This is a genomic window from Pseudomonas glycinis (assembly GCF_054871425.1).
This window is the reverse complement of sequence record NZ_JBTYHF010000012.1, coordinates 12209-31813: the sequence shown is the minus strand read 5'-3', so window position 1 is coordinate 31813 and position 19605 is coordinate 12209. Positions and strand designations below refer to the sequence as shown.

General features: G+C 58.5%; 11 protein-coding genes. 6 read left to right on the top strand and 5 right to left on the bottom strand.

Translation table 11 applies throughout. The features are described from left to right. Positions 1 to 33: 33 nt before the first annotated feature. Positions 34 to 426, bottom strand: coding sequence for a DUF2177 family protein (locus tag ACYSTU_RS24820; RefSeq protein ID WP_024012046.1), 393 nt, complete (start codon positions 424 to 426; stop codon positions 34 to 36). 44 nt (positions 427 to 470) lie between these two features. Beyond that, positions 471 to 1307, bottom strand: coding sequence for a CvfB family protein (locus tag ACYSTU_RS24815; protein ID WP_016771157.1), 837 nt, complete (start codon positions 1305 to 1307; stop codon positions 471 to 473). Positions 1308 to 1646: 339 nt separating this feature from the next. Between ACYSTU_RS24815 and ACYSTU_RS24810 the strand changes: the two genes are divergently transcribed. The 3 genes from ACYSTU_RS24810 (at position 1647) to ACYSTU_RS24800 (ending at position 3702) form a co-directional block, all read left to right on the top strand. Beyond that, positions 1647 to 1835, top strand: a complete 189-nt coding sequence (locus ACYSTU_RS24810) for a PFL_1563 family small protein (protein ID WP_016985943.1) — start codon at positions 1647 to 1649, stop codon at positions 1833 to 1835. A 203-nt stretch (positions 1836 to 2038) separates the two neighbouring features. Continuing rightward, positions 2039 to 2755, top strand: coding sequence for a TorF family putative porin (locus ACYSTU_RS24805; protein WP_016771158.1), 717 nt, complete (start codon positions 2039 to 2041; stop codon positions 2753 to 2755). A gap of 77 nt (positions 2756 to 2832) precedes the next feature. Next, the gene (locus ACYSTU_RS24800) at positions 2833 to 3702 is read left to right on the top strand and encodes a DUF6279 family lipoprotein (RefSeq protein WP_499002187.1); all 870 of its coding nucleotides are present in this window, start codon (positions 2833 to 2835) and stop codon (positions 3700 to 3702) included. A 121-nt stretch (positions 3703 to 3823) separates the two neighbouring features. Here the strand turns inward: ACYSTU_RS24800 and ACYSTU_RS24795 are convergent, their stop codons facing one another. Beyond that, positions 3824 to 4216, bottom strand: a complete 393-nt coding sequence (locus ACYSTU_RS24795; RefSeq protein ID WP_422493497.1) for a transcriptional regulator — start codon at positions 4214 to 4216, stop codon at positions 3824 to 3826. 172 nt (positions 4217 to 4388) lie between these two features. On the opposite strand from ACYSTU_RS24795, the gene ACYSTU_RS24790 reads away from it, so the two are divergent. Further along, a complete protein-coding gene (locus ACYSTU_RS24790) occupies positions 4389 to 5123 on the top strand; it encodes a DUF899 domain-containing protein (RefSeq protein ID WP_499002183.1) in 735 nt (244 codons plus the stop codon). A 64-nt stretch (positions 5124 to 5187) separates the two neighbouring features. Here the strand turns inward: ACYSTU_RS24790 and ACYSTU_RS24785 are convergent, their stop codons facing one another. Continuing rightward, the gene (locus ACYSTU_RS24785; protein WP_499002181.1) at positions 5188 to 15987 is read right to left on the bottom strand and encodes a two-partner secretion domain-containing protein; all 10800 of its coding nucleotides are present in this window, start codon (positions 15985 to 15987) and stop codon (positions 5188 to 5190) included. 432 nt (positions 15988 to 16419) lie between these two features. Here ACYSTU_RS24785 and ACYSTU_RS24780 point away from each other — a divergent pair, with 432 nt between their 5' ends. Further along, on the top strand, positions 16420 to 16695 hold the full coding sequence (locus ACYSTU_RS24780; protein WP_016771162.1) for a hypothetical protein: 276 nt from the start codon (positions 16420 to 16422) through the stop codon (positions 16693 to 16695). A gap of 50 nt (positions 16696 to 16745) precedes the next feature. On the opposite strand, the gene ACYSTU_RS24775 is transcribed toward ACYSTU_RS24780, so the two are convergent. Then, a complete protein-coding gene (locus tag ACYSTU_RS24775; protein WP_024012040.1) occupies positions 16746 to 18086 on the bottom strand; it encodes a DEAD/DEAH box helicase in 1341 nt (446 codons plus the stop codon). 191 nt (positions 18087 to 18277) lie between these two features. Between ACYSTU_RS24775 and ACYSTU_RS24770 the strand changes: the two genes are divergently transcribed. Beyond that, entirely contained in the window at positions 18278 to 19576 is a 1299-nt protein-coding gene (locus ACYSTU_RS24770) for a mechanosensitive ion channel family protein (protein ID WP_499002177.1), read from the top strand. Positions 19577 to 19605: the final 29 nt, after the last annotated feature.

Sequence of the window (19605 nt, the reverse complement as noted above, 5' to 3'; positions counted from 1 at the left end):
GACCAGCATTGCCAACACAACTGCCGGATCAGCTCACGTGAATCGCTTCGCCATCAAATAACCCACCGTGCAGGCAACCGCCGTCGCCACTGTCCCCCACGCCCAGTCCATCAAACTCACCTGCACCGACCAGTCGCGCAAGGTCGCCCAATTGGTCAGGTCATAAGTGCCGTAGGCCACCAGCCCCAACAGCGCACCCAGCTTCGCCGCCCTCTGCCAGCTCAGAGCCGGCAACACGACAAACACCACGCAGCCAATAACGTACAGGCAATAAAAAACCGCTGCGGGCAACAGCAGCGGTTTTTCCAGCATCAGCGAACCGAGCAGTTCGCGATAGGTCGGCGCCATCAGCAGCCCGAGCCAGATGCCATCGAGCAGCAGAAACGTCAGCAGCGTTGCGACGTAAGCGATCAGCGCCTTTTTCATCGATCCAACCTCTTGTGTGGCCTGCAACATGGGCCACTCAAGGCTCAGGTTAGTTCAATGCGATCGGCGTGAATGACGATCTTGCCTTCCTTGTACAGCGAGCCGATGGCTTTCTTGAAGTTGCCCTTGCTGACGCCGAACAGGCTGCTGATCAGTGCCGGATCACTCTTGTCACTGACCGCCAGGGTGCCGTCGTTCTCGCGCAACTTGCCGAGGATCTTCGAACTCAGGCTGCTGGCCGCTTCCTGGCCAACCGGTTGCAGGCTCAGGCTGATCTTGCCGTCGGCGCGCACTTCCTTGATGAAGCCTTTCTCGCGCATGCCCGAACGCATGAACTTGAAGATCTCGTTCTTGTGGATCAGGCCCCAGTGCTTGTTGTTGATGATCGCCTTGAAGCCCATGTCGGTGGCTTCGGCTACCAGCAGATCGACTTCCTGCCCCGGGCTGTAGGTGGCCGGGGTCTTGTCCAGGTAACGATCGAGGCGCGCGGTGGCGGTGATGCGGCGCGTGTGTTTGTCGAGGTAGACGTGCACCACGCAGTATTCGCCAGCAGTCATCTGGCGCTTTTCTTCCGAGTACGGCAGCAGCAGATCTTTCGGCAGGCCCCAGTCGAGGAACACGCCGATGCTGTTGACTTCAACCACTTTCAGACTGGCAAATTCGCCGACCTGAACTTTGGGTTTTTCCGTGGTGGCGAGAAGTTTGTCTTCGCTGTCCAGATAGATGAATACGTTGAGCCAGTCTTCATCTTCGCTGGGAATATCTTTGGGGATATAACGGTTGGGCAAAAGAATTTCGCCGTCGGCACCGCCGTCCAGATATAAACCGAAGTTAGTGTGTTTAACCACTTGCAAACTGTTGTAACGCCCGACTAAAGCCATTTCCGAAACCCTCAATACGTGGGCGGCATTCTACCCGTTTTTGCCGCCAACGTCGGGCGACAGATCCTCGCAGCGGAAAATCTGCGTCAACCTGTTGATTTTGCTTGATCACTGCCCTACGGGGTGCCGCTCGTCAGTCCGGTCCGACGCTTCACAGCCGCGCTGATTTGCCTCACTTCAATTAAATGTTCTCATTTAAAACAGCAGGTTAGCTGCTTATTACGAGTGAACGGCCGGTAATAATGCAGCGTTACGGTTGGATAATCCGGGGGATATTTACCAAGCTATTGTCAAGTTATTCCTGTACGATGCCTGGCCGAGTTACTTTTCTAAAGGTTAATGGCCGCCATGCGTGTAAAAGCATCCACCAGCAAAGCAAAGCCAGCTCCAGCCGTTGAAACCAGCGAATCGATCAACGATCAGATCGCAGCATTCCTCAAGTCCGGCGGCGAGATCCAGCAAATTGCCAAAGGCGTCAGCGGCCAGACATTCGGCCCGTCCAAGCAGATCAGCCTGGGCAAGAAGTAATACCGGTTTCACCCCGTCCAGAGGCGCTTTGAGCTTTGAAGCGCCTGGACTGGCACCGCGCAATCCCCCTTCGTTTTAAACAAAAATTCCCGAAAATCGACGAACGGCCATCAATGCCGGGCATTCGCCGGTATCCTTGCACGCGTCTAGATCAAGCGTTTCAGCAGGCCTTCGCCCTGCGCTCGCGGTTCATGGAGTGACGCATGCGCCCATTTCCCTGTTTATTGTTCGTCAGCCTGCTGTCAGGCGCGACCGCGCACGCGCAGGTTTTTCAGGGTGAACTGGGTGACTTCGATCTCAAGCTTGGCACCACGCCCAGCCGCAGCATGGCCCAGGGTCTGGTGAAACCGGCGGCGGTCGGCTCGTTCCACGGTGGCCTTGATCTGAGCCACGACAGCGGCGTGTATTTCGGCCAGTACGCGCCGAGCATGGGCATCAGCCCAGGCAAGAACCTCGAGATCGATTCCTATGTCGGCTTCAAGCAGCCGTTCGATCAGGTGCTCGGCTATGAAGTCGGGATGATCCATTACAGCTATCCCCGCGTGGACACCCTCGACAGCCAGGAGCTTTTTGGTGGCCTGACTCTGCTCGGCAGTCGCTTTGGCATTGCCCTGAGCAACGACCCGGATAAACAGAACAACACCTTGTTTGCCGACCTCACTGGCAATCAGCCGTTCGGCATTGGCGTGAGCATGAAATACACCACGCACCAGTTGAATACACCGGCGGCGGTGGACGGTGGCTATATCAGCAGTTTCACTGATTGGTCGGTGAAACTGTCGCGGCCGTTCATGGGCGTCGATCTTGACCTGATCTACAGCGACTCCAGCCTCAGCGGCAGTGATTGCTCGGCCTATTCCGGGCACAACAGCGAGTGCGACGGCCTCGTCACGCTCAAGGCCGTACGCACGTTCTATTGATCGGCTGAACTGCCGCGCGCATCCTGCATCACATAAGAATCAGATTTCCGACGCCAGGCTCTCGCAAGGATTTGCCCATGTCTCGCTGGTTCAAACAGATTGCCGCCCTGCTCATCTTCACCCTCGCCCTCGGCGCTTGCAGCCGCGTTGGCCTGGCCTACCGCAACCTCGACGTGATCATCCCGTGGTCGCTCAGCGACTACGTGGACATGAACGGCGAGCAGAAAGATTGGTTCAACGAACGGCTCAAGGAACATCTGAGCTGGCACTGCACCACGCAGTTACCCGGTTACCTCGACTGGCTGGACCGTTTGCAGGCCATGGTCGAGAGCAATCAGGTCAGCGACGCCGCGCTACAGGAGCGCACCGCCGAAGCCAAGCAGGCCATTGCCGAAACCGCCCGGGAAATAACCCCTTCGGCCATCGAGTTGCTGCAAGGACTGGACGATAAACAGGTGGCAGAAATGAACGAAGCGTTTGCCAAGGATTTGCGCAAACGTCAGCAGGAATACGTGAAACCACCGCTGGCCCAGCAGATCAAGGAACGCGGCGAGCGCATGGAAAAACGCCTGAACGATTGGCTAGGCCCGCTCAGTGATAAACAGAAACAACGCGTCGTGGCCTGGACCAATGCCTTGGGCGACCAGAACAGCCAATGGATCGCCAACCGCGCGCACTGGCAGCAACAGTTCAGCGCCGCCGTTGCGCAACGCCAAAGCGCGGAATTCCCACAACGCATCGAGACGCTTCTGGTCAACCGCGAGCGCTTATGGACAGCGGATTACCGCAAGGCCTACGCCAACACCGAAGCCCAGGCGCGCTCGCTGTTTGTCGACTTGATGGCCGAGAGCACGCCGCAACAGCGTCAGCGTTTGTTGAAGAAAATCGAGGGAGTGCGCAAGGACTTCAATGACCTCAAGTGCCTGAAGGCCGCGCACAAACCTTGAAATCACTGGAATCCAATGTGGGAGCGAGCCTGCTCGCGAAAGCGGAATATCAGACAGATTAAATGTCACTGACAGACCGTATTCGCAAGCAGGCTCGCTCCCACAGGGGGATTTCCCTGGCTCAGGCGATTTGAGCCTTCGAGGCGACTTCATCGAACGTCACCTCATTCAGCGCATCCTCCTGCTCATCCAGCACCTGACGCGGATGGTCGTTGCCGGGGATGCTGCTGTCGATCAGGCTCAGCAGGCTGGAGCCGCGCGGGGTCAGAATGAAGTTGTTGCCAGTACTGCCCTCGTGATCCGGCCGCGGCTCGATGAATCCGCGCTCCAGCAACATCTTTTCATAATCACAGGCCAAGGTTTTCAAGTGATCGAGATTGTCGATCGGCTCGCCGGCGCTGGCTTTCTCGGCCGCGTAGTCTTCGGCATAAGCGCGGGGAGCGAAGCTGTGGCCAGCGCTGTTCTGCACTTCATGCAGCAAACGTTCAATCAAATCCCAGTTATAAGTCGTCATCCTGATCCAACCTCCGGTGCGGGTGATTTTGTGCCGCGTTCAAGGTTGTGACCGAAGCGCTGCGCAGCCGTTCAGCAGTATTTCCGGACCCGACCGACCGACGGCTGTCGATTACCTCGCACGTTGAACGACTAGGCTGAAACAGCCGGTTCAACCCGCAGGAGACATCGTCATGAACGTTGCAAACCATCCGGTGGTATCACGCGAAGAATGGCTCGCCGCCCGTCAGCAGCATCTGGCCCGCGAAAAAGCCTTCACCCGGGAACGCGATCGCCTCAGCGCCGAGCGCCGCGCCCTGCCGTGGGTGAAAGTCGACAAGGACTATCATTTTCAAGGGCCGAACGGCGAGCTCAAGCTCAACGACCTGTTTGGCAACAACAGCCAGTTGATCATCTACCATTTCATGTTCGCCAAAGGCTGGGAGCAAGGCTGCCAGGGCTGCTCGTTCCTCAGCGACCACATCGACGGCGCCAACCAGCACCTGGCCCATCACGACGTCGCGGTGGTTGCAGTTTCCCATGCGCCATTCAACGAGTTTCAGGACTTCAAAAAGCGGATGGGCTGGAAGTTCGGCTGGGTTTCGTCAGAAGGTTGCGATTTCAATTACGACTTCGGCGTCTGCGCCCGGGCTGAAGACGTCGCCGAGGGCAAGGCTACCTACAACTATGAAAAAACCGACAGCGCCGAGGAAGAAATGCCGGGGCTGAGCGTGTTTTATCGCAATGACGAAGGCGAGATTTTCCACACCTATTCCACATACGCGCGCGGTCTGGACATGCTGGTTGGCGCTTACCACTATCTGGATCTGACGCCCAAGGGCAGGAATGAAGACGAGATCATGGAATGGGTTCGGCATCATGATCGGTATGAAGGCGGCAACCAATCAGACTGCTGCCATCGTCAGTAATCGACAGGGCAGCCGCAACCGGAAGTACCCGGGCTGAGCCCGAGTACTACTACAGGCGACGGTGTCATTGCCTGGCTTCCCGCTTGGTCTGTTCAATCAATGGCCGATACTGGTCATATAGCGCACCATAGTTGACAACCAATGCCGGGGGCATGGTGCCGAGGTTTTCAATCAGCGTCATATCCATGCCACCTTTGGCAATGATCAGCTTATCCATCCAAGTATCATGCAAGGTGGCAAAGGCATTCATCCCCGGTACCGAGTTGGCAATATTACTGATCAAAGTGCCGTGGCAGACAGCCAGCAACGATGCACACTCTTTATTCAGACCAATATTCTTGCCCTCGACCCATTCGCCATTGATCCATTCGCGAGGCACCAGACCATCTTCAAGCTGCGTGAATTCCGGGCCACCTGGGCGATCTTCGCCTGGGCGGATGTCCGGTCCACGACCGGTCCAGTACGCATAGATTTCTGCCAGCGCCCCCGTGCCGGCAATGGTCAGCCAAGACTTGTCGCTGCCGTCGCCAGTCAGCAGCCCCTTGAGTGCGGTATTGACCGCATAAGCCTTGAGTCGCTCGGTGACACTTTGAGTGATCAGGTTGCCCTGCGGCCCGACCACTTTCCCCCAAGTGTTGGTATAGGAACCGGCGCCGGCAATGATCGCCGCCGTGACATAACTCTTGATGTTTTCTTCCGAAAGCACGTCTTTGAGTGTGTCAGCGAGATTGCCCTTGTTGTTGATGGCGCTGACCGCCGCCGTACTGGCCATTGAGGTAATCACCGCAGTCAAGGCAACGTTGCCAACGCCGGCAGCGGTGGTCGCTGTCGCTGCCGCGAAGGTCGATCCGGTACCGGACGCCAGAGTGCCGCCGACTGCCGCGCTCGCTGCGCCCGCCGTCAACACCGTAACAATGATCGCCACGGCAATCGCGGCGCCCATGCCCATGCCGGAACTTTCGTAATCCCACTGGTCATGCACTTCCTTGATCATGCGCCAGTCGATGTCGCCGCGGTTCTGCATGTCCTTGAGCCATGCCAGTTGCGGGTCAGCCTTGACCATCGCATCGATGCTATCGGCCACGGTTTTCTGGGTGACTTCCTTGACGTCGATACGAATGTCGCCGGCCGCCTTGATAACGATGTCACCGGCCGCCAGCAAATGACTCTGGCGAATACTTTCATCGGTCTGCCCGGCGCCTTTGGCCGAGGTCCAGGCCAGACTGCTCTTGCTTTTCTCGTGGCTCTCCTTTTTCAGGTCGGTGACACTCTCGAAGCTCAGGTCACCGCCGCTGCTGATGGTCAGGTCCTTGCCAGCCTTCAGGCTGGCTGCCTGATAGAGCTGATCACCGCCACTGGCGATCGTCAGATCGCCGCCACTGCTGATTTCACTGCCGATGTGGGTAACCGTGGTCACCTCGTCACGCCGGGTTTCCTTGCGTCCCAAACTGCCTTTTTTCTTTTTGTCGTACAGCGAATAGTCATAATCCTCGGCAGCCAGCACGTTGATGTCGTTGCCGGCGAACAGATAGGCTTCGTCGCCTGCGGTGATCCGGCTCGACACCACGGTCAGGTCTTTACCTGAGGTGAACCCGGCCTTGCCACCGGCACTGATTGAACTGGCAATCTGATCGATGTGGTCTTCCTGCGCGGTGACCTTTTTCGATTTGTAATAGGAGTGGGATTCCTCTTCGGCCGAGGCGATCAACAGATCACGGTCGGCGCTCATGCCGATATCACGCTGGGCGCTGATCTGACTGCCAATCACCGACAGATCCCGACCGGCATTGACCGTCAAATTCCGACCGGCCGTTGCAGTCGAACCGACCTGGTGAACGCTGCTGGTAGTGGCGCCGGTAAACGCGGAGTTGTTGCTTTGCGCCGATACGATGCTCGCGTCGCGTCCCGCCTCGATCACGGTATCGCGCCCACTGGTCAGGGCGCTGCCGGTACTGATGAAGTCGCGGCCGGCACTGGCTTTCAGATCATTGCTGGCCTCGATGCGCGATGCATTGTCGAGGTACTCACGATGCTGCGAGTAGCCCTGTGAGGCAAAACCGCTGCTGGTCACCGTGCGCTCGTTGATTATGTCGCCCTTGACCGCGACCAGATTGACATCGCGCCCGGTGATGATGCCGCCCGATTGGTTGACGATGCTGTTACCAGCCAGTAAATCGAGACGGTTGCCCGCCTCGATCAGGCCGCTGTTGACCAAGTCATTGCCAGCGGCTGCGGTCAGGTTATTACTGGCACGCAGGGTGCCGGTGTTATGCAGATCCTCGCCGGCAATCAGTTTCACGTTGGTGCCCTGGATCAACGCGCCATTGGGCGCCAGGCGATTATTGGCCTGCGCCAGATAGAGCACCGGCACCAGCACTTTCTCGCCATTCACTTCGTGTTCTTCGAGCCAGACGATGTCGTGGGTCAGCGCCGCCACCTGCTCGGCGGTGAGTGTCACCCCGACCGACAGATTGAGCTGATCCTTGCTGGCAATGGCATTGTTCATCAGGTACTTGAACAAGCCTTCATCGGAAGTCTGACCATCGATGAATCGCTGCCCGGTGCGCTCGACCACCGCCTGCTGGATCAAGCGCTGTTCGTACAAACCATCGCCCAGGCGCTTGGCACTCTGGTCGGGATCGTAACCGAGGTTGGCCAGCAGATAATCGGAACTCATGAACTGCTTAAGCTCGGTCAGGACCGGGTTGGTTTCAATCAGATACTTATGCGCGTTCGAAGGGGCCCGGGTATCGGGCAACCCCTGAACCCGGGCCAGTGTCTGGCTGGCGTTGTCCTTGAGCGAAGTGCTCGGTGTGCCGCCCGACGGGCCGCCGCCGAACTGAACGCTGGTATCAATGGCGCTCTGGCCGCTGCTCGGATCTGCGCTTTTACGATCGACTGTGCTCAGTTGCCGATCAGTCACGCCGACCGGGTTGATCGCGTCGAACGTCAGTGTCCGTCCGCCGCCCGGCACATCAACCTGACGCAGAGTCTGCGTGACCGAGGCGCCGCCAATCGCCCAGTTCTGCGAACCACCGGGCAGCGGCGCCGCGCTTTCTGAACTGGCACCTTGACCGCTCAAGCGGAACAGGCCGTTCTGCCCGCTCGGCAATGCGAACCCGGGGGAGGCCAACGGGTTGACTTGTTGCTGCGCCAGGTCTGGCGGCAACTGGCGGTTGAGGCTGATAACGGTAGGTTTGGCCCCACCCCCCGCGCGCGTGTCGGCTGTCTTTCCCGGGCCTGCCGCGGTTGCACTGAACGACTTCAGCTCGCCATTACTGATGTTGTTGGTCGCGTTGATCGCTACGTTGCCACCGGCCTGCACAATCGCCGGGACGTAGGTCTTGCCCGCCGACTCGGTAATGACCGTCTGGAACGGCGTGGCGTTGATGATTTCCGCCGGCGCCTGCACGCGAACACCCGAAGCATATTGGGAGGCTCCGAAGACGATATCGCCGCCACCCCACACATCATTCGAATACGTGCCGATGTACTGTGTCCGGATTTCCCCAACATGCGGGTTGTTTCTGATCCAGGGTGTCACTTGGGACTCTACGCCACCGGCCGTCCAGAAACGGATGTCCTTGTTGTAGCCCGCGTCATTGTGGCTGTTGTAATTGACGATCTGATCCCACAACTCGGGCTTGGGCGCGCTGTTGGTGATGTACTTGAGCGACGAATAGCTGCCCAGCGAACTTCCGGAGTTGTTGAACGTATCGACATTGATGGTGATGTCGGACGACGCGGACACCGTGGAGTTGGAGTTGATGAATTCTGACCCGGTGACGCTCAGGTTACGTCCGGCGGTGATGCTGGATGCATCGGCATCCCCCGAGACTGTGACGTTGAACGTTTGCTGCCAGACCAGGTGTGAATCAACGTCCTCCATGTGCTTGGGCCGGGCTGAATCACAGTTGAAGCAGCGCACACCGATGGACGAAGAATCGCCCTCGGTGGTGGTGACGCTGAAGTTTTCCATCTTGTTGTTGACGACTGCCGACTTCAGCGACATGTCGCCGGTGGACTCGATGCGCCCGGACAGGTTGTCAACCCGGCCTGCACGGTCGGCGCCGTTGTAACCCAGTACATTGATGTCACCGAGGCTGTAGAGGTCGCTGTAGGTGTTGGTCAGGGTGCCGACCTGCAGATTCATATGACCACCGCTGAACAGCAGTGAACCCTGATTGACGCGGATGCGGTTGTTGCTCAGGTTCTGCGCGTTGATCAACATGTTTTTGGCACTGGCCAGGGTGCCGAGATTAATGACCGTACCGGCTCTGATTTCCATTGCATCGGCGGAGGTGAGCCGGCCCATATTGATCAACGGGCCGCCCACATTGAGCTTGGTCAAACCGCCTCCAGCCACACTGGCAGCCTCGTTGACAGTCAGTTGCGCCGCGCCAAGCGTCAGGTCACCTACGCTTGAAACCCGGCCATTGCCGCCGTAACTGCCGGTCAGTTGCACATCCAGCGTGCCGTCACTGGCGATCAAGCCGTCGTTGTTCCAGTTGCCACCGCGCCCTTGCAGGTGCGTGGATGCCAATATCTGACCACTGGCAGTCTGGCTGAAATTGTTGACGTTCACGTTCAGCCGGCCTGCCTGAATCACGCTGGAGTTGCTCCAGCTATCAGCATTGAGTGTGAGCCCGCCGCGGGTGACGATGCTGCCGCCTGCGCCGGTGACATTGGCTGTGGAAATGTCAAACGTGCCCTCGCCCAGATGCAGCAGTTGCCCGCCGCTGTTCTGAAAGCTGCCGACGGCCAGCGTCAAATCGGTGTTGCCGGTTTCCACTACGCCGTTGCGATTGTCTAGCAGTCCGCCAATCTGGAACACGGTTTTGCCGCTGTTGCTCAGCGAGCGCAGCTTGCCGGTCTGGTTATCCAGACTGGCCGCCTGGACTGTCAGGATGGTGTCACTTTCGATGACACCGCCGCGGTTGTTCAAATCGTTGAGCAGAGCCAGATCGATACGATTAGCAGCGATTTGACCGACACTGTTGTCCAGTCGGCTACCACTCACGCTGAGCAGGTTTTTTGCGTAAATACCGCCGTTGCTGTTATCCATCGCCGCCGTGGTAATGCTCAAATCCGCGGCCTGCGCCGAAATCCGCCCGCCGCTGTTGCTCAACCCGGCCAGTGCGGTGAGTTTGAGGCCCTGCGCCTGAATGATGCCGCCCTGCCGGTTGTTATTCAGGTCGACGCCGTTGCGCAGGACGCCAACAGTGCGTGCTTCCAACAGGCCTTTTATGCTCGCCAGCACGCCGCCACGGTTGTCAATGCTGGCCGCGTTGACACTGACAGCGCCGGTTTCAGCAATGATTCTGCCGCTCTGGTTATCGAGGTCGGCGATGACATCAAGCGTCAAACCGTTCTGGCTCTGGATCGCGCCTTTGGCGTTGCTCAGACTGTTGGCCTTGAGTACCAGGCCGGCGGTCTGGCTGTAGATCAAGCCATCGGCATGATTGAGCACCGCCCCACTGGCACTGATGGTCAGATCGCCGCTGGCGGCAAGGGTGCCCTTGTCACTGTTGTCCAGCGACTGCGTCTGCAGGTCCAGCGTGCTCTGGCTGATCAGTTGACCGTTGCGGTTGCCCAGATCGGTAACGCCTTTGATGCTCAAAGGCCCCGCGCCGGCCAGTTTGCCGGCGCTGTTGTTCAGTTGTCCGGAAAGCTTGAGGTTGATCGCCGCATCACTGACGATCTGCCCGCTACGGTTGTCCAGCCCTGTCGCGCTGACCTCGATCGCCTGTTGCGCATTGACCGTACCGCCGACGTTACTCAGTGCACCACTGTTGATATTCAGTGTCGCGCCGCTGTCGATCAGACCGCCCTGAGCGTTACTCAGCGTTCCATCCACTGCCAGTGTCTGGCCCTCGCCACTGCTGATAATGCCTTTGTCGCTATTGTCCAGACTGCCGGCCGAAACGTTCAGCGTGCCATGACTGACCAGCGCGCCAGAACCGCTGTTGAGCAGTTCGCCCTGCAGTGCCACGCGCACATTGCCGTTGCGACTGGAGAGCGTGCCACCGGCGCGGTTATCGAGGCTGGAACCTTTGACGATCAGACCTTCCCAACCTGAAATCAGGCCGTTGCGGTTGACCAGAGCCGTACCGTCGACGGTCAGTTTCTGGCTGCTGATCAATTTGCCAGCGTTGTTGATCACGGTCCGTGCAACCACGTCGAATCCGAGGCTGCTGGAGATTTCGCCACTGTCGTTATTGAGATCACGCAGACGTTCAAGGGTCAGCAAGCCGTTGGCTGTGAGCAAACCGTTGCGGTTGTCGAGGTCACCACCGGCCAGGTTCACCGTGACGGCCTTTTCCCCCAGCAGCCGGCCGCTATTCTGGGTCAACGCGTTCAGCGCGAGATGGATATCGTCCTTGGCCGACACCTCGCCGCCGTTGCTGGAATCCAGAGTGGTTCCGGTCAGTGACAAAGTCCCCCGGCTGTTGATCAAACCGTTGTTACGGTTGTTCATCGCCATGGCATTTAACTTGATGGCGTCCACCGCCAATATCATCCCGCCATCATTATTCAAATCGCCGCTGCTGATGTGCAGCGCCGTATCGGCGTTGATCACGCCACTGGCATCGTTGCGCAACATGCCGTCGACGGCCAGATCAAAATTGCCTCGGCTATCCAGGCTGCCACCGCTGTTGTTCAAACTGCCGCTGCGCACGTCAATCGACGTCGCACCGATGACGCCTTTGACGTTATTCAGCGCATTGGCAATGCGTAACGTCAGACCCTGGCTGCTTAACAGCTTGCCGTTGCTGTTATCCAGACTTTGCGCAGTCAAGGTGAAGGCTTGTTTGCTGGAAATCTCGCCCCCCTGATTAATGACGCCGTTCAGTTGTTTGAGCAGCAAGGCACCGGGCGCGTTGATAAAGCCATTCTGGTTGTTCAACTGGCCATTGTTCATGTCCAGGCTCAGACTGGTTTTGCTGAACAATTGGCCGCCCTGCTGGTCAAGGCCGGTCACCGATGCGGTCAGCGCATCTTCGCTGCCGATACGTCCTCGGTCACCGTTATTGACCAGAGTGGCCTGCAGATCCAGCGTGCTGGCGCTGTTGAGTTGCCCGGACTGACTATTGTCAAACATTCCGGTGTTGACCGTCACCGCGCCCTTGGCGCTGATCGTGCCGTTGTGACTGTTATCCAGACGGGTACTGGCGAGCTTGAGCGCGCCATCGGTCACCAGTGAACCGCCCTGATTATCGACCGCGGCCTGACTGTCGAGCGTCAGATCTTCAGCGCTCGACAAACTGCCCTGGGTGTTGCTCAGTTGCGCCGTTTTGACCGTCAACTGGCGTTCGCTGCTGACCTTGCCGTGGCTGTTGTCGAATGCACCGCTCAGATCCAGGTGCGCCTGCTGCAGGCTGAACAGATTGCCACCGCTGTTATCCAGCACGCGTCCGTGCAAATCGAGCAGGGATCGGGAATTGATCAGACCGCTGTTGCGATTGCGCAGCTGATCGATTGTCAGCGTGAGCGCCTGACCCGAGAAAATCTGTCCGGCATCGCTGTTGTCGACTTTGTCGGCGGCAATCGCCACGGTCGAGTGGCTGGTGATTTCGCCTCCACGATTATCTATATCGCCGCTATTGATAGTCAGGGCCTGCGTGGCCCCCAAAAGACCACCCAGGCGATTATCGAGTGTTTCGGCGGTCAGACCGAGGACGCCGGTGGCAATCAGCTGGCCTTTCTGGTTATTCAGGCTCTTTGCGTTGACGGTGGCATCGGACTTGCCGGCGATGTTGCCACTGGCGTTATCCAGAGTCTGCGCAGTAAGCGTGAGTTGTCCGTCGGCAATGACTGTACCGAGCTGGTTGGCAAGGGTTTTGTCGGTGACCAGCAACAACTCGCCGCGACTGCTGATCAAGCCTTCGTGGTTGTCGAGACTGTCGCTATGACTGTCCAGTGATGCACCGGCCATAATGCCTTTGATGTTGTTCAGCGCTTGCTCGATCCGCAGGGTCAGATCCCGCTGGCTGAGCAGTTTGCCACTGCTGTTATCGAGGTCATGCGCTGCCAGCGTGAAGGCTTGCTGACTGGAAATTTCACCGCCCTGGTTGTTCACGCCGTTGAGGTTTTTCAGCAACAACGCACCGGGTGCGTTGATCAGACCTTTCTGGTTGTTCAACTGGCCGTGGTTCAGATCAAGGGTCAGATCGGCCTTGCTGAACAGTTCACCGCCCTGCTGATCCAGCCCGCTGACAGACATCGTCAAGGCCTGCTGGCTGGCGATTCGTCCTGAGCCGTTGTTGACCTGTTTGGCCTTGATATCCAGCGCAGCACCACTGATCATCTGACCGCTATGGCTGTTATCGAAGTCGCCGCTGTCAAGTCGGGCGCCTGCCTTGCTGGAGATCAAACCTTTCTGGCTGTTATCGAGACGGTCGCTTTTGAGGGTCAAAGTACTGTCAGTGCTGATCGAACCCGCTTGATTGAGCAGATCGCCACGACTGTGCAACAGCAGCTCACCGGCACTGCCCAGACTCCCGGCACTGTTGTCGATACGACCGGCACGAATGGTCAGTGCACCCTCGCTGCTGACGAGGCCCTGGACGTTGAGCAAGGCTTCGTCAAGTGCAATGTCCAAGCCGTTGAGACTGTCAAAATTGCCGTTGCTGTTATCCAGCACGCGGCCCTTCAGCGTCGCCGCCCCTTTGACACTGATCAAGCCTTGGTTCTGGTTGTTGACGGAAGCGACTGCCAGCGTCAGGTTCTTGCCAGCGAGCACCTTGCCGGCGTCGGCGTTGTTCAGATGCTGTCCGGTGATGGTCAATGACTCGCTGGCAGAGAACTCCCCGGCGCGGTTGTCGATCTCTTCGACATTCACCGTCAATGCTTTCGTGGTTCCCACCAACCCGTTGTTGCGGTTATCGAGGGTCTTGCCGGTGAGGCTCAGGTTGCCCTGCGCCACCAGTGCACCGCCCTGCTGTTGCAAAAGACCAATCGTGGCGAGCAGATCACCCTGACTGGAAATACGCCCCAGCGCGTTTTGCACCTCGGCAATCGTGAGCGTGACCGGGCCGACAGCACTGATCAAGCCGCCGCTGTTATCCAGACGTATGCCGGAGTAAGCGATCGCGGCCTTGCCGCTGACCTTGCCTTTGTCGCGGTTGTCGAACTGACCGACACTCAGCGTCACTTGCTGATCAGCCTGAATCGTTCCGACGCGGTTATCCGCCGAATCACTGCGCAGTGCCAAGGTGGTTTTGCCAATGACTTTGCCATCGCGGTTGTCGAGACTACCGGTCTGCGCATCGATGGCGCCTTTGGCAGTAATCTCGCCCTTGTTACGGTTGTCGAGCAATCCGCTGACACGCACGCTCAACCCACCATCGCTGACCAGCGCACCGGCATCTCGGTTATCCAGACTGGCTGCGCTGAAACTCACCCACTTTGCGGAACCGAGCACGCCGTCTCGGTTGTCCATGGCACCGCTGAGGTCGATATCCAGGCCCATATCGCCAAGAACTTGACCGCTGCGGTTGTTCGCCGAACCGGCGTTGAGCCGAGTGGTACCGCTGCTGGCAATCTCGCCGTTACTGTTGTTCAGTGCTGCCGCCGTGATGACGGTGGTTTGCCCACTGAGGCGGCCACCCTGGTTGTTCAGGCTCTGCGCGGCGCTCACCATCAGGTTACGGCTGGCGGTCAGACTTTTACCGGTGTTGTCGAGGGTCTTTGCGATGAGGCTCAGATCACCAGTTGTGTTACGGCTGCCATCGGCGTTGACACCGGCTTCGATGGCACCGGTGTTGGTCAGTTGGCCGCCGGCGCTGAGGGAGACGCTGTCGCGGGCCGCGAGGGTCTGGCGGTTGGTCAGATTGTCTTGGGTTTGCATGTTGGCGCTGGTGCCGGCGTAAACCGGGCCGCGGGCATCGAGACTGGCGGCTTTGACGTTGACCGCGCCCGTCGCGGAGGTATCGGCCAGACTCAACTGACCGTTGGCATCGAGCTGAATATCACCGCCACTGGCGATGAGTTTGCCATCGAGTTTCACCCCGACCCCGGCCTCGGTGCCGACCAGTTTGATCGCCCCGGCGTACATGCCACCGAGTGCCGCAGAGTCGATGGCCAGTTGCGGCTGGGCGCTGCCATCGTCGGCGCGGGCGGTGGCGTCGAGGGTTTGTGCGTTGACGTCGTTGCGCCCGGCAACAATCGTCAAATTCTGTGCCTGAAGTTGCGCGTTGATCTTTGCGCTGCGGGTGATGATTTCGAAATGATCAACGTTGCTCGCATTAAGCCCGGTACCTTCGATGACCACAGAACCTTGATCAACCTGAAAGCGATCCAGCCGACCGTTCTCGAGTACCGGCTTACCAGTGGTCAACGTCACCCGTGGTGCGTTGATAAACCCGCAGCCGTTGCAGGTGATGCCGTACGGGTTGGCGACGATGACCCGCGCTGCCTGCCCCGCCACTTCGGTGTAGCCGCGCAATTGGCTCGGGTTGCCACTGATGACCTCGTTGAGAATCGCCTGCGCCGAACCGCTGCTCTTCAGGTTAGGGTTGCCGATGATGTGCCCGCCCAGTTGGGTGGCGGAAGTCTGTGTCGAGCCGTTGTTGAGGATGACGCCCTGGGCCCCAACGTTGTAATCATGAAACTGGTTGTGCGACAGACCGCTGGCATTGGGCGTGGCAATGTTGATGATCGGCACGCCGTTACCGGCGCGATCCAAAGACGTATTCGGGTTGGCCACTACAATGCCGTCGGCCTGTGCCCACATCGGTTGCCAGAACATGACGTTGGCCAGCAGGAACGCCAGCCCGCGCTTGGGCATCCCGCAGAAATGCACGCCGTCTTGGAGGGCGTCGCGGCGTGGTTGCACGATAGAGGAGTGGTGGCGGACATCCATGTTGTGGGTCTCATGCAGCGGATTGATCGGCAAAATCGACAGACAAAACGATCCATACCCGGCCATAAATGAACCGGCCGGTAACAACGCATGACAAATTGGGGAGGGTTCGCCTTGGTCAGAACGTCCAAGGCTAGCGAAAACGAACGCAGAATTAGTCTGCGACAAATGCTTTCAGTCCCTCGAAAACACACACTGACATCAATGTGACACCCTGATAGTAGAGTGCCATCATTCTGACGTCAACGAGTCACCAACACGCTTTTTTCAATTACGCTCTAGGACGCGGCTTTTCGCTTGATCGCGGTATTTTTCTGAAGATCACCACTATTTGGTGACACGATTTAATCGTCAAACGTTTCAACAAGGAACTTTTCCGGTGCTTCAGACCTCAACCGTTCAACCCGCCTTAACCGGAACTGAGGCCTGCCCATGAAAACCCTGATCAAGCTGTCCCTCGCCGCCACTCTCGCCTACGCCCTGCCCGTCTGGGCTTGTACGCCTGAAGAGGCGACAATCAAACGCGAACAACTGGCCAAGGAAGTCTCGAAGCTCACCGAGCAGAATCCGGCAAAAGCCAAGGAGATCAACGCCGAGTTGCAGAAAATGGATCTGGGCACGGCCAGTGCGGATCTGCCGGACAAGTGCCAGTTGATCGATCAGCGTTTGAAGGAGCTGGGTTCGGCGGAGAAAAAGGCCGACAGTTGAGGCGAAAAAAAACCGGACAATGTCCGGTTTTTTTATGCGCGGTCTAAAGCTTACTCAGCCGCAGGTTCAGCTGGCTTGCGACGCTTGAGCGGGGCCATGCCGTCGCTGCTCACCAGAGAATCCGGCTTCGGACGGTTGACGCTCTTGCGCTTGGTTGGTGTCTTGGCGGCGGTTTTTTTCTTGTCGCCCTTGGCGTCGGTCTTTTTCTTCTTCACACCAACCGCTTTACCCGAAGCCTTGACCTTTTTAGGGCCGCCGTAGGTGCCTTTGACTTCCTTGATGGTGCGGCGCTCGAAGCTCTGCTTCAGGTAGCGCTCGATGCTCGACATCAGGTTCCAGTCGCCGTGGCAGATCAGCGAGATCGCCAGACCATCGTTGCCGGCGCGGCCGGTACGACCGATGCGGTGTACGTATTCGTCGCCGCTGCGTGGCATGTCGAAGTTGATCACCAGATCCAGACCGTCGACGTCCAGACCACGGGCAGCAACGTCGGTAGCGACGAGGATCTTCACACCGCCCTGCTTCAGGCGATCGATCGCCAGTTTGCGATCCTTCTGGTCTTTCTCGCCGTGCAGCACGAACGCTTTGTATTCCTGGGCCACGAGGCGACCGTAGATGCGGTCGGCCATGGCGCGGGTGTTGGTGAAGACGATGGCCTTCTGGTAGGTCTCGTTGGCCAACAGCCAGTTCACAATCTGCTCTTTGTGCTGATTGTGGTCGGCGGTGATGATTTGCTGACGAGTCGTCGAGTTGAGCTGGCTGACCGCGTTGAGCTGCAGGTGCTCCGGGTTGTTCAGGACCTTGGCGATCATTTCGCGCAGGCCGGAACCGCCGGTGGTCGCGGAGAACAGCATGGTCTGCTGACGGTTCGGGCACTCGTCGACCAGACGCTGCACGTCTTCGGCGAAACCCATGTCGAGCATGCGGTCGGCTTCGTCGAGCACCAGCACTTCGACTTCTTTCAGGTCGAGGTTGCCGGCATTGAGTTGCTCGATCATCCGCCCCGGGGTGCCGATGAGGATGTCCGGCACTTTGCGCAACATGGCGGCCTGGACTTTAAAGTCTTCGCCGCCAGTAATCAGGCCGGACTTGATGAAAGTGAACTGCGAGAAGCGTTCGACTTCCTTCAAGGTCTGCTGGGCCAGTTCACGGGTCGGCAGCAGGATCAGCGTCTTGATGCTGACGCGGATCTTCGCCGGGCCGATCAGGCGATTGAGGATCGGCAGGACGAAAGCGGCGGTTTTGCCGCTACCGGTTTGCGCCGTCACCCGCAGATCACGCCCCTGGAGCGCCAGCGGGATGGCCGCGGCTTGCACTGGCGTTGGCTCGACAAATTTAAGCTCGGCCACGGCTTTGAGCAGGCGTTCGTGCAGGGCGAATTGGGAAAACACGGGTGCTACCTCGAAGATATGCAAAAAAACAGCTGCATAGGTTACCGGTTTCGAGCGCTCAGGCCGAGTTTCTTTGTGCAAACGCCGACAATCAGTGGTTTTTTTGTTGCCCGATTTGTCACTCGCTGCAATACACAGCGTCTTAAATGCTCTAATCGGCCCTCGCGTCTTACAGAAGAAACGTTTCGCTTATGGATATCAAACAGCTCTGGCTCAAAGCCCAAGGCCTCTGGGGCACCCTCGAAAAGCACCCACTTCTGCAATCGGGACTGGCGCTGCTGGTGCTGCTGGTCATTGCGCTGGTGCTAGGACGGGTGGCGCGTTACCTGATCCTGCACGCCAGCCGCATGCTCGGCCGCCAACCGGCGTTGCACTGGATCAACGACTTCCGCCACAACAAGGTGTTTCAACGACTGGCGCAGATGACGCCGTCGCTGGTGATCCAGTTCGGCCTGCATCTGGTGCCGGAGCTAAGCAAAACCGCGATGAATTTTCTCGGCAACGTCGCGCTGGCGTTCACCATCCTGTTCCTGCTGCTGGCGGTCAGCGCCCTGCTCAACGCCCTGCTCGACATCTATGCCCGCACCGAACACGCTCGCACCCGCTCGATCAAAGGCTACGTCCAGCTAGCGAAAATGGTTTTGTACGTGTTCGGCGCGATCATCATCGTCGCCACCCTGATCGACCGCTCGCCGCTGTTGCTGCTGTCGGGTCTGGGTGCGATGTCGGCGGTGATTCTGTTGGTCTACAAGGACACGCTGCTGTCGTTCGTCGCCAGCGTGCAGCTGACCAGCAACGACATGCTGCGCGTCGGCGACTGGATCGAAATGCCACAAGTCGGCGCCGATGGCGACGTGGTCGACATCACGTTGCACACCGTCAAAGTGCAGAACTTCGACAAGACGATCGTCTCGATCCCGACCTGGCGGCTGATGTCCGAGTCGTTCAAGAACTGGCGCGGCATGCAGCAGTCCGGCGGTCGGCGGATCAAACGCAGCCTGTTCATCGATGCCAGCGGCGTGCGCTTCATCCGCGACGACGAGGAAGAAAAGCTCTCCCAGGTGCACCTGCTGACCGACTACATGGGCCGCAAGAAAGCCGAGCTCAAGGCCTGGAACGAAGCGCAGGGCAATGTCGCGGCGATGTCGGCCAACCGCCGCCGCATGACCAACATCGGCACCTTCCGCGCCTACGCGCTGGCGTATCTGAAGAGTCATCCGGAGATTCAGCCGAACATGACCTGCATGGTCCGGCAGATGCAGACCACCGCGCAGGGCATTCCGTTGGAAATCTACTGCTTCACCCGCACCACGGTGTGGGCCGATTACGAGCGGATTCAGGGGGATATTTTCGATTACCTGCTGGCGGTGCTGCCGGAGTTCGGGTTGAGCCTGTATCAACAGCCGAGTGGCGGGGATTTGCGCGCAGGCTTGCTGCCAGCGGTGTTGGGCTCGGCGAGTATTCCGGAGCCGGAAAAACACCTGATGTAACCCAAAGATCAAATGTGGGAGCGAGCCTG

Excerpts from the sequence above, each read along its gene's own strand:
- ACYSTU_RS24820 (WP_024012046.1), bottom strand. The coding sequence starts at position 426 with ATGAAAAAGGCGCTGATCGCTTACGTCGCAACGCTGCTGACGTTTCTG.
- ACYSTU_RS24815 (WP_016771157.1), bottom strand. The coding sequence starts at position 1,307 with ATGGCTTTAGTCGGGCGTTACAACAGTTTGCAAGTGGTTAAACACACT.
- ACYSTU_RS24810 (WP_016985943.1), top strand. The coding sequence starts at position 1,647 with ATGGCCGCCATGCGTGTAAAAGCATCCACCAGCAAAGCAAAGCCAGCT.
- ACYSTU_RS24805 (WP_016771158.1), top strand. The coding sequence starts at position 2,039 with ATGCGCCCATTTCCCTGTTTATTGTTCGTCAGCCTGCTGTCAGGCGCG.
- ACYSTU_RS24800 (WP_499002187.1), top strand. The coding sequence starts at position 2,833 with ATGTCTCGCTGGTTCAAACAGATTGCCGCCCTGCTCATCTTCACCCTC.
- ACYSTU_RS24795 (WP_422493497.1), bottom strand. The coding sequence starts at position 4,216 with ATGACGACTTATAACTGGGATTTGATTGAACGTTTGCTGCATGAAGTG.
- ACYSTU_RS24790 (WP_499002183.1), top strand. The coding sequence starts at position 4,389 with ATGAACGTTGCAAACCATCCGGTGGTATCACGCGAAGAATGGCTCGCC.
- ACYSTU_RS24785 (WP_499002181.1), bottom strand. The coding sequence starts at position 15,987 with ATGGATGTCCGCCACCACTCCTCTATCGTGCAACCACGCCGCGACGCC.
- ACYSTU_RS24780 (WP_016771162.1), top strand. The coding sequence starts at position 16,420 with ATGAAAACCCTGATCAAGCTGTCCCTCGCCGCCACTCTCGCCTACGCC.
- ACYSTU_RS24770 (WP_499002177.1), top strand. The coding sequence starts at position 18,278 with ATGGATATCAAACAGCTCTGGCTCAAAGCCCAAGGCCTCTGGGGCACC.